Genomic DNA, 16598 nt, shown 5'->3' with positions numbered 1-16598 from the left:
AGCGAATACTCTTTAGTTCAGTTTACATATTTTTTTATCTCAGCCAAAATCTTATCAGATTGACTTTCATCTGAATTTAAATCAGCGACAAAGTGTGTGACATATTTCCCTTCAGGGCCAATAAGGTATATTATTGAAGAATGGTTAATTTCCTCTTCCCCATCTGTTTTACTTGCATATACTTTATACTTTGCAACTACTTCGTCTATTTTTTGTCTTTCACCAGTTAGCATTTGTATTCTATGGTCAAATTGCTGCTGAAATTCTTTAAGCCTTTCTGTATTATCGCGCTCAGGATCAACTGTGATAAAAAATGTTTGTAGCTTGTTGTCAGTTTTCTCGTCTAACTTTGCAAGTGTTTCTGAAATTATGCCGAGATTCATAGGGCAAATTCTTTTACATGAGGAAAATCCAAAAAAAATCATCATATACTTATCTTTGAAATCACTACTGCGTACTATTTGCCCGTTTTGGTTAATCAAAGAAAAATCCCCACCTATTTTAATTTCTGTATTGTATGGGACAAAGATGCCTTTCTTAGTAAAATAACAATAACCTAAGAAGACAGCTGCTAATGCTATTAGTAGACTAGACAATAACCTTATAGACTTTACCATTAAAGCGTTCCTAATAAAATTAAATCATATATTAACTAGTTGACTGATTCAACATATTCCTTCCAAAGTGGATTGTTAATTTTGTCTAACAGTTTCTTATGCTCATCAAATTCTTCACTACTTGGTGAGTGTTCTCTGCGAGCTAAATTTCGCACTTTGTGCTGGATAAACGTGGAGTTATTGTCCTGATCACATTCATTATTAAACAGAAAGGTTTGCAATCCTCCTGTAAGCTCAACATAGACCTTTGCAAGCAATTGAGCATCAACTAATGCTCCGTGTAACTCTCTACCTTCCAGAGATATATCAAAACGTTTACATAATGCATTTAAAGAAGCAGGTGACCCTATGAATTTTTTTCTTGCAAGTGGCAATGTATCTAGCACTCTATCTGAGGAAATTAACCTAGCATTTAACTTGCCTAATTCCATATTAAGGAACTTAACATCGAACTCAGCATTATGAATTACCAAAATGTCATTAGATATGAAGTCAAGAAATTCAAGTGTAACATCTGAAAATAGTGGTTTATCTTCCAAAAACTCCTCACTAATACCATGAATCTTAAATGAGTGGTAAGGTATATCTCTTTCTGGATTAAGATATCGATGAAATGTTTTGCCTGTTGGAATACGATTAATTAATTCCACACATCCTATCTCAATAATTCGATGACCAGACTCAGTGTCAAGACCTGTAGTTTCAGTATCAAGTACTATTTCTCGTAGCCTACTTTCCATCAGTTGTCATTTGTTGTTAAATTTTTATCATTACTTGCCTTCTTATAGTTAATAGAAACAAGTAACCAAGTTGGGTCTGATGAATTAATATTTTTTTTGAATTGCCATACATCCTCAACTTTGTTAATGGTAGACATACTACCTGATATGATGTCTCCTTCATTATTCTTAACAAAGTTAATTTGCTCTGAAAGGAAATATACTGCAACAAATATTACGTTTTTTACTAGTTTTATTTCTAAGATCTTTTGTGAAACGATAGAAACAATTATAGACTCGTGTACCTCTTTACGATGTTTAATTTTGTCCACAAAGCTGTTATACAAATCTTTGTCCAGAAGGGATTTTAATTGAGGTAAATTTCCTTGGTTAAAATATTTAATTATTAATTCAAAAGCTATGCTTGAACCTTCGATAAAATTGGAAATAGAGAAATCTCTGTTTTTTTGTAATATTTGTTCATAAGTAGCTTCTATTGAACTTTTGTCATTGCTATAAATATAATCTTCGATATTTTCTACTACATCCTCTTTACTTTGACTTACATCCAATACACCTGTTAGCTTTTTTAGGTTGAGACTGGCTGATTTTCCTAAAGAATTATATAAGCGTGAAAAAATAAACGCCGCTAGTAAAGCATATATTACAAGCTCTATCATGGTAACTTAACCCCTTGGTATATAAAGTATCTAAATATTATTAATTTTTGATAAAAATATGTTTTGCATATTAGCCTATAGTTAGGTTTGCTATTCGTTTATAAATGAATATATTATATAAGAAAGTATTAAATATCTCAACTTAATTAAAGGAGAAGTAAGAAATGTTACAACACAAAATGAAAATTCATGGTCAGTATGTCAAAGATTTTTCGTTTGAGAATCCAAATTCGCCATTCCTTCCTTCTAGTAAAGCTCCTGATATTAATGTAATGGTTAATATTAATTCAGCAAAATTAGAAGGAACAGAAAATAAAAAAGGAATAAGTGAAGAAAAGCCTTTTCATGAAATTACTTTGCATATAGAAGCCAAAGCAACGGTAAAAGATGAAGATGTAAAAGATGATATAGCTTTCATTTGCGAGGTAAAGTATTGCGGTATTTTTTCAATAGAAAACTTTACAGAGCTAAGTGAAGAAGAGGTGAGACAAGCTTTATTTATTGGTGGACCTACTTTTCTTTTCCCTTTTGCAAGAGAAATAATTGCAAGAGTTACAAGTGGTGGTGGATTTCCCCCACTGATGCTAGATCCTATAGATTTTGAAACTATATATGAGCAGCAAGGTCAACAACAAAAAAGTAACGGTAGTAATTCCAATTTTAACTAATATGATGTAACCTGATGAATAATTCTTTAAACGCAAAAACGACTTTAAACATTGACGGGAAGTCGTACAACTATTTCAGCCTAAGTAGTGCTAGTGAATTTTTAGGAATAGATGTGACTAAGTTGCCCTGCTCGCTTAAGGTTCTGCTTGAAAATTTATTGCGCAATGAAGATGGAGTAAACGTAAAGCTGGATGACATAAGAGTACTAGCAGACTGCGTCAATAAACACACTAATCACGAAATTAGCTATAAACCAGCAAGGGTGTTGATGCAAGATTTTACAGGGGTTCCTGCTGTTGTTGATCTAGCTTCGATGCGGAGCTATGTAAAGCAAAATGGAGGAAGCCCGAGTAACATAAACCCATCTGTACCGGTTGATCTTGTGATTGACCATTCTGTTCAAGTAGATAGTTATGGAAGCACTTCCGCATTCAGTAAAAATGTTGAGCTAGAAGTAAAAAGAAATTTGGAGAGATATCAATTTTTAAAGTGGGGAGAGTCGTCCTTCACAAATTTTAGAGTAGTACCACCAGGTACTGGAATTTGCCATCAAGTAAACCTTGAGTATTTAGCGCAAGTTGTGTGTAATAATGATGGGGTCATATATCCTGACACTTTAGTTGGTACTGACAGTCACACTACAATGATTAACGGGTTATCAGTCCTTGGTTGGGGTGTTGGAGGCATAGAAGCTGAGTCTGTGATGCTTGGTCAACCAATTAGTATGGTGATTCCAGAAGTAGTTGGATTTAAATTAATTGGCAGACTACCGGAAGGAGTAACTGCGACTGATTTAGTGCTGACGGTTACCAGTATCCTAAGAACAAAAGGTGTTGTTGGTAAATTTGTAGAATTTTATGGTGATGGTTTAGATTATTTATCTCTAGCAGACAGGGCCACTATAGCTAACATGGCCCCAGAGTATGGTGCAACTTGTGGGTTTTTTCCAATTGATCAGAAAACACTCGATTATTTACATTTAACAGGGCGACCAGAAGAGCTGATCAAATTAGTTGAAGTCTATTCAAAAGAGCAGGGATTGTGGCGTAGCAGTAATGAGTTAGCATTTTTTGACACACTAGAGCTTGATTTATCAAGCGTAAAGCCAGTGATGGCTGGTCCTAAAAGACCACAGGATAAGATTTTCCTTTCAGAAGTAGCGGAATCTTTTTCTACATCTTTTCCTATTAATGAGACAAACAGACCTCCGTTGGAACCTATCTATGGCGATCAGCTCCAGAGTGGCAGCGTAGTGATTGCAGCAATAACAAGCTGCACTAACACCTCAAATCCAAGTGTGATGATTGCTGCAGGTCTTGTAGCTCGTAATGCAATTAAACTTGGATTAAAATCAAAGCCTTGGGTTAAAACTTCTCTTGCTCCAGGGTCACAAGTTGTGACAGAATATTTAGAAAAGTCTGGATTGCAGGTAGATCTAAATGCTTTGGGTTTTAATCTAGTTGGATATGGCTGCACAACTTGCATTGGAAATTCTGGTCCACTTAATAAGGATATAGAGGATGATATAAAAAACAAAAACTTAACTGTTGCTGCAGTTTTGTCTGGCAATCGTAACTTTGAAGGAAGAATTCATCCGTTAGTCAAAGCTAATTACTTGGCATCTCCGCCACTTATTGTTGCATATGCACTTGCAGGCACTGTGCAAATTGATTTGACAAAAGATTCAATATGCAAAGATAAGAATGGAAATGATGTCTATCTCAAAGATATATGGCCAACAAATAATGAAGTTGAGAGCTGTGTTAAAAGTGTTGTGACGCGTGAAATGTTCATACAAAAGTATAAGGATGTTTTTTCTGGTGATGAGCATTGGCAAAAGATAAAGTGTGAGAAAGGTGAAATCTATGATTGGGACGCGAAAAGTACTTATATACAAAACCCTCCCTATTTTGATAATTTATCGACTAAGAACAATGGAAGCAACATAGTTGATATAAAGAATGCGCAAATACTAGCGATGTTTGGCGATAGCGTCACTACCGACCACATTTCCCCTGCTGGAAATATTGCCTCAAATAGTCCTGCAGGCATATATTTAAAAGGTCTTGGAGTTGAACCGCAAGATTTCAATTCATATGGATCTCGCCGCGGTAACCACAACGTAATGATGCGTGGAACCTTTGCTAATATCAGAATAAGAAATAAAATGGTGAGCGCTGAGGGTGGCTATACAAAACATATTCCTTCTCAAGAAACTATGTCAATTTTTGATGCAGCAATGCAATATAAAAGAGAAGCTGTTCCATTAGTTGTTATTGCAGGACAAGAATATGGTACAGGTTCAAGTAGGGATTGGGCAGCAAAGGGTACTGCATTACTGGGAATTAAAGCTGTGATTGCAGAAAGTTTTGAACGCATACATAGGTCCAATTTGGTCGGTATGGGTGTTCTTCCACTTGCATTTCAGGATGGAGTAACGAGAAAGGTATTTGATGGTAGTGAGATAGTGAGCATAAAAGGTGAAGTAGTACCAAATGGAAATCTAGAATGTATCATTAAAAGAAAGGATGATTCAGAGCAATCCATTCAACTCAAGTGCTGTGTACAAACTGCAACTGAGGTTAAGTACTTGATGAGTGGTGGAGTGTTGAGCTATATACTTGCGCAGTCCTTTTGAGCTATCACAGTCATTAACTAGGTTTTTTGAATCGATTCTGGCTCTTTATTTAAATAATAATTTATTCGATGCAAAGTTATGATATAATCTTACCTTACATATGGTAAAGGGTGTTTTATAGATAATTATGATTAGCTCTATACAAGAACCTAATGAACTCAGAAAACGTTTACAAGGATTTTATCGTACTGATGAAAAAAGCTGTGTACGTTATCTTGTAGAAAAAGTAGAACTTTCGGTTGATTCGAAAAACAGAATTTACAATATTGCAAAACAAGTTATTGAAAAAATCAAACACAATAAATTAAGTATTGTAGATTCCTTTATGCAGCAATATTCGCTTTCCAATGATGAAGGAATAGCATTGATGTGCCTTGCTGAATCGCTACTTAGAATACCAGATGATTACACAATAGACGAATTGATCAAAGATAAAATTACCAACCAAGAATGGAATAAACACTTGGGGCGTTCCTCTTCATTGTTTGTTAATGCTTCCACATGGAGCTTGATGATAGGTAGCAGTATATTGAGAGATAATGAAGGCGATTCGAAGTTCTATTACGCAATTTCTAAGTTACTTAAGAATTTAGGAGAATCGATCATTCGCAAAGCAGTAAAACAAGCAATGTCTATGCTTGGTAATCATTTTGTTGTTGGAGAAACCATAGAAGAAGCTTTAAGATATGCAAAACTAGATGACAATAGTAAGTTTTTATACTCTTTTGATATGCTTGGCGAAGCTGCTCACACAGCTGAAGATGCAGAAGAGTGTTTTGATTCATACATGCACTCAATAAAAGCTATAGGTGCAACTACTGAAGTGAATGATTGTTTTAAATCCCATGGAATTTCAATAAAACTTTCTGCTTTGCACCCACGTTATGAATTTGGTCAATTTGACCGAATTGCTGGTGAGATATTTACTAGGGTTTTAGAGCTCTGTCGTGAAGCAAAAAAATACAACATTTCACTATGCATAGATGCAGAAGAATCAGAAAGACTTGAGATGTCATTAGTTTTATTCGAGCAACTGCGTCTTGATGAGTCACTTTCTCAGTGGGGAGGGCTTGGCTTGGCTGTACAAGCATATCAAAAACGTGCTTTATCTGTGCTTGATTTTGTTGAGGATGTTGCTATCCGATCAAAGCATAAAATTATGGTGAGGCTTGTGAAAGGTGCATATTGGGACTCAGAAATCAAGTGTGCACAAGAGCTAGGGTTAAGTGGTTATTCAATATTTACAAGAAAAAGCTATACTGATGTATGCTACCTTGCGTGTGCACAGAAGCTTTTAAGCAAAGTAAATCACTTTTACCCATGCTTTGGAACTCATAATGCCTATACTTTTGCTACTATAATAGAGCTTGCTGACAAAGATCATCCTGGATTTGAGTTTCAGCGTTTACACGGAATGGGTGAGGATTTATATGATTATGCAATGTCAGAACTTGCAACAAGCATCAGCTGTCGTATATATGCACCAGTTGGTAAACGTAGTGATTTATTACCATATCTTGTTAAGCGTCTTCTTGAAAATGGAGCTAATAGTTCGTTCGTCAATCAAATAAATGATCCTAACGTTAAAATTGAAGAATTAGTCTCGGATCCATTAGAAAAAGCTAAAAGCTTAGAATATGAGCCTCATCCAAGCATCCCGTTGCCACGAGATATTTTTGGAGAGGAAAGAAAAAACTCCTTGGGGATGGATATTAGCGATTCAATTGCAGTTTCACAATTTGCAAATGATATAAGGGAATTTAGTGAAAAGAAATGGCAAGTTGGCCCAATAATTGATGGAGAGTCGTTTCTTGACAGTGCGGAATTTACCGAAGTAGTGAATCCTGCACATTTGGAAAATGTAATTGGAGAAGTGTCAAGTGCAACAAGTGCTCAGGCTTTAAATGCTCTTGAAATAGCACATAGTGCTTTTACTAAGTGGCAGAATGTTTCAGCAGAAGAGCGCGCTAAATGCCTTGAAAAAGCTGCAGATTTGCTTGAGGAAAGGATGAAAGAGTTAATTTATATTCTGATTGTAGAAGCAGGAAAAATTTTATCCGATGCAATAGCAGAAGTAAGAGAGGCAATCGACTTTTTGCGCTATTATGCAATGATAGCAAAAAATGAACTGAATGACTGGAAAAAATTGCCAGGTCCAACAGGTGAAGATAACTTCATCTTTTTTGAAGGCAGAGGAGTTTTCTTATGCATATCACCGTGGAATTTTCCACTCGCTATCTTCATTGGACAGGTTTCAGCTGCACTTGCAGCAGGTAATGCAGTGCTGGCAAAACCGGCAGAGCAAACGCCGATTATTGCCTGTGAAGCCGTTAAGATACTACACGAAGCTGGAATACCAAAAAATGTGCTACACCTTATTCCAGGGGATGGTTGGTATTTAGGTAAAACATTAGTGCCAGATAATAGAATTTCCGGTGTAGCTTTTACTGGTTCAACACAAACTGCTCAAATAATTAATCGAATGCTTGCTAGTAGAGATGGTCCTATTGTGCCACTTATCGCTGAGACTGGTGGATTAAATGCTATGATTGTTGATAGTTCTGCTCTTTTAGAGCAGGTAACTAAGGATGTTTTAATTTCTGCATTTCGCAGTGGCGGTCAACGTTGTTCTGCTCTCAGAGTGCTATTTATTCAAGAAGATATAGCAGAAAAACAAATAAAAATGATATGCAATGCAGCTCAAGAACTAAAGATAGGTGACCCAATACAACTGAGCACAGATATTGGTCCAATAATTGACAAAGCATCTATTGATATGCTCACTAAACATACGGAAAAGATATCAAGGGATGAAGATTCAAACCTTTTGTCCAAGGTACCCATGGATACAAATTCTTATAATGGTTATTTCTTTCCTCCGTACATTTATGAGATACAAAAAATTTCGCAATTAAAGCAAGAAGTGTTTGGGCCTATTTTACATATCATACGTTTTAATAAGTCGCAGTTAAATGAAGTTATAAGTGATATAAACAATACAAGATATGGACTTACGTTTTCTTTGCAAAGCCGTGTACAAAGTCAGATCGATTTAATAAGCAAGAAAATATCAGTTGGAAATGTATACATCAATCGCAATCAAATAGGTGCAGCAGTTGGAATACAACCATTTGGCGGTAGAGGACTGTCAGGTACCGGACCAAAAGCTGGTGGTCCTAATTATCTGCAACGTTTTTCTATAGAAAAGGTTGTAAGTGTCAACACTACAGCATGTGGCGGTAACATTACACTTGCGTGTTTGGATTGATTTGCAATTTCTAAATTGGAAGTCCGTGCAGTTGTGTATGCAGTACTAAAACCTAAAACTCATACACTGAAAGGATAGTTGTGATTCTAAGGAGGCTTCAAAGAAAGTCTTGTCTTTAATAAAAGAAAAAGGTTGCTATAATTCTGATAAAAGCACTATAAACAAAATGAATGTAAAAAATATCTTATTAGCGTTTTTAGTACAGTTTATATTCGATTTGTCATTATTTGCAGCTGATCCTATTTTGCTTAATTGTATTGAAACTCCAGGGATTTATGATCTTGAAACAAGGCCAAAAAGCTTTAACTCTTCAAATAATTTAAGAAGAAAACCTGGCTCTCCAAATAATGCAGCAGGAGAATTAATAAATGTAGTGGGTAGAGTTACTGATGTAAATTGCTTACCGATACAAAATGCTGTGGTTTCTATATGGCACGCAGACTCACTTGGCATGAGCTATTATGATGAAAATGTGGAGCTTGATCCAAATTTTGCTGGATCAGGAAGATTTGTAGTAAATAACCTTGGCTATTATAATTTTATTACAATAGTACCAGGTAAAATTGGTGATAGGGCTCCACACATCAACTTTTTGGTCCAACATCCAGATTTTCCAGAATTCACAACACAAATGTTTTTTGCTGATCATAATTGCGATAACTGTGATGATCTTCTTCTTGGTAATCTTATTGAGAGTGGACTTGCAAGCCTTCTGATAGCACCATTTACTTATAACAATCAGGCCATGAAGACCTACACATTTAATATAACCCTAGGTGGGCATAACAAATTTTCTGATAAAAGATAAAGCCCTTGCATATCAGGGGAGTTCATAGTAGTCTTAAGCGCTATTGTACTTAAAATGTATATGAAAAATATCTTACTAATGTTTTTACTATATTTTATGTGCAGCTTACAATTATTTGCAACGGAGATGTCAACGATGAAGATAACAATTTCTAAAGCTTTACCCGATTTTGAGACGCTAGTGGTAGGTTTGTTTGAGGGTGATAAGTTTATAACTAATGTTCTACAAGATAAGCAAGCTATAGATAACATCAAGAAATTTAGTGGTTTTAATGGAGGTTTTGGTGAATTTTTCTCCATTACTTCATCAGAGGGAAAAAATATTATAGTTGCTGGTCTTGGAATGAGAGATGAATGGGATGAAAGCAAAGGATTAAATATTGGTGGTAAAATATATTGTGAGCTAAGCAGATTAAGAATCAAGCGAGCGGCAATCTCAATCGAAGGCAATGCAGCAAATGTTGCATACGGTGCATTTTTGCGCAGTTTTAAATTTGATAAGTATAAAACCAAAAAGGATGAAAAAGTTACAGAAGTAGAGGAGATCACAGTGCTAACGAAAGATGAGCAATTCAGTAGTGCTGAAAAATCATTTGAGCGTTTAAGACAAGAAGGTGAAGGCATATTTCTTGCACGTACTCTTACCATTGAACCACCTAATGTTTTATATCCAGAATCCTATGCTGATTATATAAAAACCGAGCTTACTAAGCTTGGCCTTGAAATCGAAGTGCTTGGTAAGAAACAGATGGAAGAGAAAAAAATGGGAGCATTGCTTGGGGTAGCACAGGGAAGTAGTAAAGAGCCAAAATTAGTAGTGATCAAATGGAATGGAGCTTCCAAGGAACAAAAGCCTGTAGCTTTTGTGGGTAAAGGCATAACGTTTGATACTGGTGGAGTGTCACTCAAGCCTTCGCGTGGCATGGAGTCAATGAAATATGACATGGCGGGTTCTGCTACTGTGGTTGGGGTGATGCGTACTCTAGCTGGACGAAAAGCAAAGGTAAATGCAGTTGGTGTAGTTGCACTTGCAGAAAATGCAGTGGACGGTAATGCTCAAAGACCAAGTGATGTAGTAACTTCGATGTCTGGACAGACGATAGAAGTGTTGAACACTGATGCAGAAGGAAGGCTCATACTTGCAGATGCTTTGTGGTATACGCAAGACAGATTCTCACCTAAATTTATGGTTGATCTTGCAACTTTAACTGGTGCTATAGTGGTTGCGCTTGGAAATAATGAATATGCTGGTCTTTTTTCAAATAACGATGAATTAGCAAATCATCTGATTGATGCAGGAAATGAAGTAAATGAAAAATTATGGCGCTTTCCTATGAATGAAACTTATAACAAAATTATTGATTCGCCGATTGCTGATGTGCAAAATATAGCTCCTGCAGGTTCTGGTGGAGATAGTATAATGGCTGCACAGTTTCTACAGCGTTTTGTAAACGACACTTGTTGGGCACATTTAGACATTGCAGGCACTGCTTGGCACGAAAAAGGCACTGATATTTCTCCAAGAGGGGCAGTAGGTTTCGGTGTAAGGTTGCTAAATAAGTTGGTTGAGAAGTACTATGAGATTAATAATTAAGGATCTTTGTATTGAGTTTATAGCTTAATTTACGGCTACATGAATGTCTATTTATAAGACGTAGAAAATGATATCATCAAAGTAACTTACATTTTCTTTTTTGGGGATTCTAAAGTTACACACTTGAGCAGCATCAAGAGAAAGTATTTTGTTCAAATGATGATTGTAATGATGGACTATTAAAACTTTAAAGCTATTTAGCATTGACGGTGTATACTTAAGTGTTAAAATAAAATAAGAAGTTTTTAGGAGTTTATATGGCAGCAGGTGGGAAAGCAAAGACAGCTAGTAAAAATAACCCTACTCAGCGTAAGAAAGCCGAGCAAAAAATGTATAAAGATAAACCGGTAAAACCTGTTAGATATATAGATCGTGATTCGCGCATGAATTATATGTCTGCTCAATATGACAACGGCAATCTGGTTGAAGATGAGGTGAGCGGCAATCCTATAAAGTGGGAAGCTGTATAATAGTTGTGGTTAAAGTTACTATTAATTCTAAGGAATGTGAAGTAGAGCATGGGCTCACTATAATTCAAGCTTGTGAAGTTGTGGGCGTTGAAATTCCACGTTTTTGTTATCATGAGCGTTTAGCAATTGCTGGTAACTGTAGAATGTGTTTGGTTGAAGTGGAGGGTGGACCTCCAAAACCAGTAGCCTCTTGTGCAATGCCAGTTGCAGAAGGGATGGTTATTCACACTGATACCCCTAAGGTTAAAAAAGCACGTGAAGGTGTGCTTGAGTTTTTGCTAATTAACCACCCGCTTGATTGCCCAATTTGCGATCAAGGTGGTGAATGCGATTTGCAAGATATCACGATGGCTTATGGGAAAGGAACCAGCAGACTTGATGAGCATAAAAGAGCTGTGCCAAAAAAACATTTTGGTCCACTGATTGGAACTGCAATGAATAGATGCATTCATTGTACTCGATGTGTTAGATTTTTGTCCGATGTTGCAGGTACAAATGAACTTGGAGGAATTGGCAGGGGAGAAAATATAGAGATTAGTACTTACATAAAAAGGCATATTAGCTCTGAATTATCTGGGAATATTATAGATCTCTGCCCGGTAGGGGCTTTAACTTCAAAGCCTTACTCCTTTACAGCGCGTCCATGGGAGCTATCACATTGTGAGACTATAGATGTGCTAGATGCTGTGGGAAGTAGCATTAGAGTTGATTGTCGTGGTCCTGAAGTTATGCGAATATTGCCAAGACTCAATGAAGAAGTGAACGAAGAATGGATATCAGACAAAACTCGTTTTGCTTACGATGGACTCAAAGTACAACGCCTCGATCGACCTTATATAAAAAAAGAGGGCAAATTAATTCCAGTTGATTGGAATGAAGCATTGGCTTTTGCTGCAAAGAAATTAAAGAATACAAAATCAAATAAAATAGCTGCAATTGCAGGTGATTTAGCAGATTGTGAGTCTATGCTTCTACTCAAAGAAGTGATGCAGAAGCTTGGTTCGGGGAATATAGACTGCAGGCAAGATGGTGCAAATCTTATATCAAGTAATCGTGGATCTTATGTGTTCAATACCACTATTCAAGGTATAGAAAGTGCAGATTTATGCTTGCTAATCAATACGAATCCAAGGATAGAAGCACCAATAATTAACGCAAGATTGAGAAAGAGATATTTACAAGGTAATTTCACTATTGCAAATATTGGTCCTAATCTTGAATATCTATATAATGTTGAAAGATTAGGTGATGGTCCAAACGTTCTAAAAGAAATAGAAGAGGGAAATCACAAATTCTGCGAGTTACTGAGTGCGGCTCAGAACCCTATGCTAATTATCGGTCAAGATGCATTAATAAGAGATGATTCTGAATCAGTTTTAGCTCTAGCTGGCAAAATTGCAGAAAAATTTAACATGATCAGAGATGACTGGAATGGCTTTAACGTACTGCATAAGGCTGCAGCAAGGGTTGGTGGACTCGATATTGGATTCGTTCCTAGCAAAGGTGGAAAAGACATTAATCAGATGCTAAAACAGGCAGAAAGTGGTGAGATAGAAGTAGTCTATCTTCTTGGCGCAGATGAAATTGATATATCAAAGTTAGAAAGTACATTTGTAATTTATCAAGGTCATCATGGTGATAGTGGAGCACACATAGCAGATGTTATTCTACCTGGAGCTGCTTACACAGAGAAATATGCAACTTATGTAAATACTGAAGGGCGAGTACAGAGAACAAATTTAGCTGTTTTTCCTCCTGGTGAAGCAAAGGAAGATTGGTTGATTATAAAAAATTTATCCCAATATTTGGGCCTTTCCTTACTATACGATAATTTATTTGATGTGAGGAAGAAATTATACACTATTGGTCCACAGTTTAGAGATGCTGACCAAGTGGTGAAAAACAAATGGGTACCAATTACCTGTGATGAAATAAAATTAAGTAATATCTCTTTCACTCTAAAAAAGTGTAATTTTTATATGACAGACTCAATAAGTCGCGCTTCAAAAATAATGGCAGATTGTACTAAGGATTTTTATGAACACTCTACTTAATATTTTATTTATTCTAACACCATTATTACTAATAACTCTGGTATATTTTCAACGAAAATTAAACTCTATATTTTTGTGTAAAGAACAAAATACATTAGAAAAACAGTTCGTTTATAAGCTAGTTGATTTTATCAATGATATTATTGCACTATTTACGGAAGGATATGTATGGATGGCAATAACATTTATTATAGTTACCGAGGGAAGAGGGAATTATTTGCCTCTTACAATGATCTTAATTATGATGTCACTAGTGTCATTCATATGCATATCATTTTACTATTCTATTAAGCTAAATGCTGTACAGAAAAGTGTTGTCCTATTGATTTCAATAGGGACATTGTCTTTTGTGTCTAGAGCATTTGCTGTATTTTTTATTGCCACAATTATGAACTATTTTTTTGATTTAGGGTTGCATGTACTTGATATTTGATATTCTTTTTCTTCTTATTCCACTTTTGCTTTCAGTAGCATATTTAGTGTACTTTGAGCGTAAAGTTATTGGTGCAATTCAACTAAGGCATGGTCCAAGTGTAGTTGGACCTTTTGGGCTATTGCAGCCATTTGCAGATGCTATTAAGCTACTGATTAAAGAGCCGATAATACCATTTAGAGCGAGCACCATACTGTTCATTATGGCTCCAATGCTTACCTTTATCTTGGCATTAATTGCCTGGGCAGTTATACCGTTTGGTGCTGAAGTAATTGTAGAAAATGGCCAGCAAGTAGTTATTCCTAAGGTTATAGCAAATATTAATGTTGGAGTGCTTTACGTGCTAGCTATATCGTCGCTGGGAGTATACGGCGTGATTATTGCAGGCTGGTCAAGCAACTCCAATTATGCATTCCTTGGCGCTATACGGTCGGCTGCTCAGATGATTTCATATGAAGTTTCAATAGGTCTAATAGTTGCTACAGTTGTTATTACAACTGGCACATTAAATCTTGGAGAGATGGTGGTAGCGAAACATAATATGCCATTTTGGATTGATTTATTACTAATGCCTATAGGAATAATATTTTTTATTTCTTTGCTTGCCGAAACTAATCGTCACCCATTTGACTTACCAGAAGCTGAAGCAGAGCTCGTCTCTGGGTATAACGTCGAGTATTCATCAATGCCTTTTGCTCTCTTTTTCTTGGGAGAATATGCAAATATGATTTTAGCAAGCGCTATGATGACAATATTCTTTCTAGGAGGGTGGTATCCTCCATTAGAGCTTAGTTTGCTGTATAAAATTCCTAGTTTAATCTGGTTTGTTTTGAAGATAGTTGTACTTTTGTTTATATTTGTTTGGATTAGAGCTACAATACCTCGTTATCGTTATGATCAATTAATGCGTCTTGGTTGGAAAGTATTTTTGCCAATATCGGTACTTTGGGTAATACTCATTTCAGGAGTGTTGCTTTTTACTGGGAATTTGCCTGGATCCAATGTTTAATTTCCCAAATACAAGGTTAAGGCGTAGGCGCTCAGGCAAGTGGATTCGCAATTTAACAAGTGAAAGCACTTTATCAGTAAATGATTTGATTTTTCCCTTATTTGTTCATGACGGAGAAGAAACAATTGAGCCAATTTCTGGCTTACCTGATATCAAATGTTATTCAATAGATGGATTAATTTCTATAATTCAGAAAGCTAAGGACTCGGGGATTAATGCTGTTGCAATTTTTCCTGTAGTTGATAGTAAACTAAAATCTGAAAACGCCGAGGAAGCTTACAATCCTGACAATTTAATCTGTAAAGCAATTTGTGCTGTAAAATCAAATGTACCGGATATTGGCATTATTGCAGACATTGCACTAGACCCATACACTACTCACGGTCATGATGGCATTTTAAAAAGCAGTAGGATAGATGTAGAAAATGACGAGACTGTGTCAGCATTATGTAAGCAAGCACTTGTTTTAGCAAAAGCAGGATGCGATATAGTTGCTCCTTCTGATATGATGGATGGCAGGATAGGAAAAATAAGAAAAACATTGGATGATAATAACTTTCAGAATGTGTCGATATTGTCCTATGCAGTAAAGTACTGTTCTAGCTTCTATGCGCCGTTCAGGCAAGTTGTCGGTTCGTGCGCATCATCAAATTTCATCGACAAAAGTGGTTATCAAATGGATTATAGAAATGCACGTGAAGCAATCTGCGAAATCGAAATGGATATAGATGAAGGTGCAGATTTTATTATGATAAAGCCGGGTATGCCATACTTAGATGTAATAAAAACAGCAAGTGAAAAGTTTAATTTTCCGATTTTTGCTTACCAAGTAAGCGGTGAATACGCAATGATAAAAGCTGCAGCAAATAATGGCTGGCTGGATTATAACAGAGTGATTTATGAGTCCTTAATTGGTTTTAAACGTGCAGGTGCAAGTGCAATATTTACCTATGCTGCACTTGATGTTGCAAAAAATTTGGTATCTACTTAGCGGTGTGGAACATCTAAGTAGGTAGCTGGCCGAAGTGACTTGACAAACCTTCCCACTTTCCTTATCATATCAATAAGAGTATTTATCCTTGTTTTTAATCTCTGCAGATTTAACAACAAAAATTCAGTAAAAAACTCAGGTATATATTGGCAGATTACATAAAATTATAGCGGCTGCATGTCTTTTTTATTTTTTCTACGTTCAGCCAAATTGCGCTTGTTAGCACATTATTACAACGCCAATTTAAATTATAAAACTCGCTATAAGGGGGTTCTTTTGCCTTTTTTTTACTTAGTAAATTTTTTAATATTTTGAATTAGCTATACATACTGACATCATATCACAGTGCGTGACACTGTGATCCAGAAAAACTAACCGCAAATTGAATCATAATAAAGACTAGATTCCAGTGTCAAGCACTGGAATGACAAGGAAAGGGCTACTTGGATGACAGGGTATAAGTGTCATTAAAGTAGCTGACACTAGTTCCTTTATGACGGTGTCATTCCAGTCTGGAATCCAGGAGTTTTATTAAGTTGGTAAGCACAAAAGTAGCTGCTTTATGTTAGAATACATTGTTTCCGATGATTACGAAAAAGCTGGATTCCAGCGTCATGCGCTGGAATGACATCAACTTTTGAATTCCAGT

At 36.1% G+C, this 16598-nt stretch carries 13 protein-coding genes; 10 read left to right on the top strand and 3 right to left on the bottom strand.

Features of this window, described 5'->3' with window-relative positions:
- Window positions 1-17: 17 nt before the first annotated feature.
- From OPR30_RS05325 to OPR30_RS05315, 3 genes are read right to left on the bottom strand one after another with little or no spacing between them, the layout of a single operon-like run.
- Window positions 18-617, bottom strand: a complete 600-nt coding sequence (locus OPR30_RS05325) for an SCO family protein (protein WP_264374567.1) — start codon at window positions 615-617, stop codon at window positions 18-20.
- A 35-nt stretch (window positions 618-652) separates the two neighbouring features.
- Window positions 653-1357 (bottom strand): DNA polymerase III subunit epsilon, encoded by a 705-nt coding sequence (dnaQ, locus tag OPR30_RS05320; RefSeq protein WP_264374568.1) that lies wholly within the window; start codon window positions 1355-1357, stop codon window positions 653-655.
- The gene (locus OPR30_RS05315; RefSeq protein ID WP_264374569.1) at window positions 1357-2016 is read right to left on the bottom strand and encodes a Tim44/TimA family putative adaptor protein; all 660 of its coding nucleotides are present in this window, start codon (window positions 2014-2016) and stop codon (window positions 1357-1359) included. The genes dnaQ and OPR30_RS05315 overlap by 1 nt, the downstream gene beginning before the upstream one ends.
- A 164-nt stretch (window positions 2017-2180) precedes the next feature.
- Here OPR30_RS05315 and secB point away from each other — a divergent pair, with 164 nt between their 5' ends.
- The 10 genes from secB (at window position 2181) to hemB (ending at window position 15949) form a co-directional block, all read left to right on the top strand.
- Window positions 2181-2684 (top strand): protein-export chaperone SecB, encoded by a 504-nt coding sequence (gene secB / locus OPR30_RS05310; protein ID WP_264374570.1) that lies wholly within the window; start codon window positions 2181-2183, stop codon window positions 2682-2684.
- A gap of 14 nt (window positions 2685-2698) precedes the next feature.
- The gene (acnA, locus tag OPR30_RS05305) at window positions 2699-5323 is read left to right on the top strand and encodes an aconitate hydratase AcnA (protein ID WP_265030575.1); all 2625 of its coding nucleotides are present in this window, start codon (window positions 2699-2701) and stop codon (window positions 5321-5323) included.
- Window positions 5324-5450: 127 nt separating this feature from the next.
- The gene (putA, locus tag OPR30_RS05300) at window positions 5451-8591 is read left to right on the top strand and encodes a bifunctional proline dehydrogenase/L-glutamate gamma-semialdehyde dehydrogenase PutA (RefSeq protein WP_265030574.1); all 3141 of its coding nucleotides are present in this window, start codon (window positions 5451-5453) and stop codon (window positions 8589-8591) included.
- A gap of 166 nt (window positions 8592-8757) precedes the next feature.
- Window positions 8758-9399 (top strand): protocatechuate 3,4-dioxygenase, encoded by a 642-nt coding sequence (locus OPR30_RS05295; RefSeq protein ID WP_064085711.1) that lies wholly within the window; start codon window positions 8758-8760, stop codon window positions 9397-9399.
- Window positions 9400-9534: 135 nt separating this feature from the next.
- Window positions 9535-10992 carry a leucyl aminopeptidase gene (locus OPR30_RS05290; protein WP_264682614.1) on the top strand — a complete coding sequence of 486 codons (1458 nt, stop codon included), beginning with the start codon at window positions 9535-9537 and terminating at the stop codon, window positions 10990-10992.
- Window positions 10993-11249: 257 nt separating this feature from the next.
- Window positions 11250-11462, top strand: a complete 213-nt coding sequence (locus OPR30_RS05285; RefSeq protein ID WP_006279675.1) for a hypothetical protein — start codon at window positions 11250-11252, stop codon at window positions 11460-11462.
- Between the two features lie 5 nt (window positions 11463-11467).
- Complete coding sequence (nuoG, locus tag OPR30_RS05280; protein WP_458694716.1) at window positions 11468-13516, top strand: NADH-quinone oxidoreductase subunit NuoG; 2049 nt, start codon at window positions 11468-11470, stop codon at window positions 13514-13516.
- Complete coding sequence (locus OPR30_RS05275) at window positions 13500-13949, top strand: hypothetical protein (protein WP_010404400.1); 450 nt, start codon at window positions 13500-13502, stop codon at window positions 13947-13949. The genes nuoG and OPR30_RS05275 overlap by 17 nt, the downstream gene beginning before the upstream one ends.
- Window positions 13933-14958: an NADH-quinone oxidoreductase subunit NuoH gene (gene nuoH, locus OPR30_RS05270; protein WP_265030572.1), complete on the top strand. Its 1026-nt coding sequence runs from the start codon at window positions 13933-13935 to the stop codon at window positions 14956-14958. The genes OPR30_RS05275 and nuoH overlap by 17 nt, the downstream gene beginning before the upstream one ends.
- A complete protein-coding gene (gene hemB, locus OPR30_RS05265; RefSeq protein WP_010404406.1) occupies window positions 14951-15949 on the top strand; it encodes a porphobilinogen synthase in 999 nt (332 codons plus the stop codon). The genes nuoH and hemB overlap by 8 nt, the downstream gene beginning before the upstream one ends.
- Window positions 15950-16598 lie beyond the last annotated feature (649 nt).

This window comes from Wolbachia endosymbiont (group B) of Athalia cordata (genome assembly GCF_947251845.1).
In the GTDB taxonomy this organism is placed as follows: Bacteria; Pseudomonadota; Alphaproteobacteria; order Rickettsiales; family Anaplasmataceae; genus Wolbachia.
This window is presented reverse-complemented; position numbering and strand designations above follow the sequence as displayed.

Excerpts from the sequence above, each read along its gene's own strand:
- OPR30_RS05325 (WP_264374567.1), bottom strand. The coding sequence starts at position 617 with ATGGTAAAGTCTATAAGGTTATTGTCTAGTCTACTAATAGCATTAGCA.
- dnaQ (WP_264374568.1), bottom strand. The coding sequence starts at position 1,357 with ATGGAAAGTAGGCTACGAGAAATAGTACTTGATACTGAAACTACAGGT.
- OPR30_RS05315 (WP_264374569.1), bottom strand. The coding sequence starts at position 2,016 with ATGATAGAGCTTGTAATATATGCTTTACTAGCGGCGTTTATTTTTTCA.
- secB (WP_264374570.1), top strand. The coding sequence starts at position 2,181 with ATGTTACAACACAAAATGAAAATTCATGGTCAGTATGTCAAAGATTTT.
- acnA (WP_265030575.1), top strand. The coding sequence starts at position 2,699 with ATGAATAATTCTTTAAACGCAAAAACGACTTTAAACATTGACGGGAAG.
- putA (WP_265030574.1), top strand. The coding sequence starts at position 5,451 with ATGATTAGCTCTATACAAGAACCTAATGAACTCAGAAAACGTTTACAA.
- OPR30_RS05295 (WP_064085711.1), top strand. The coding sequence starts at position 8,758 with ATGAATGTAAAAAATATCTTATTAGCGTTTTTAGTACAGTTTATATTC.
- OPR30_RS05290 (WP_264682614.1), top strand. The coding sequence starts at position 9,535 with ATGAAGATAACAATTTCTAAAGCTTTACCCGATTTTGAGACGCTAGTG.
- OPR30_RS05285 (WP_006279675.1), top strand. The coding sequence starts at position 11,250 with ATGGCAGCAGGTGGGAAAGCAAAGACAGCTAGTAAAAATAACCCTACT.
- OPR30_RS05275 (WP_010404400.1), top strand. The coding sequence starts at position 13,500 with ATGAACACTCTACTTAATATTTTATTTATTCTAACACCATTATTACTA.
- nuoH (WP_265030572.1), top strand. The coding sequence starts at position 13,933 with ATGTACTTGATATTTGATATTCTTTTTCTTCTTATTCCACTTTTGCTT.
- hemB (WP_010404406.1), top strand. The coding sequence starts at position 14,951 with ATGTTTAATTTCCCAAATACAAGGTTAAGGCGTAGGCGCTCAGGCAAG.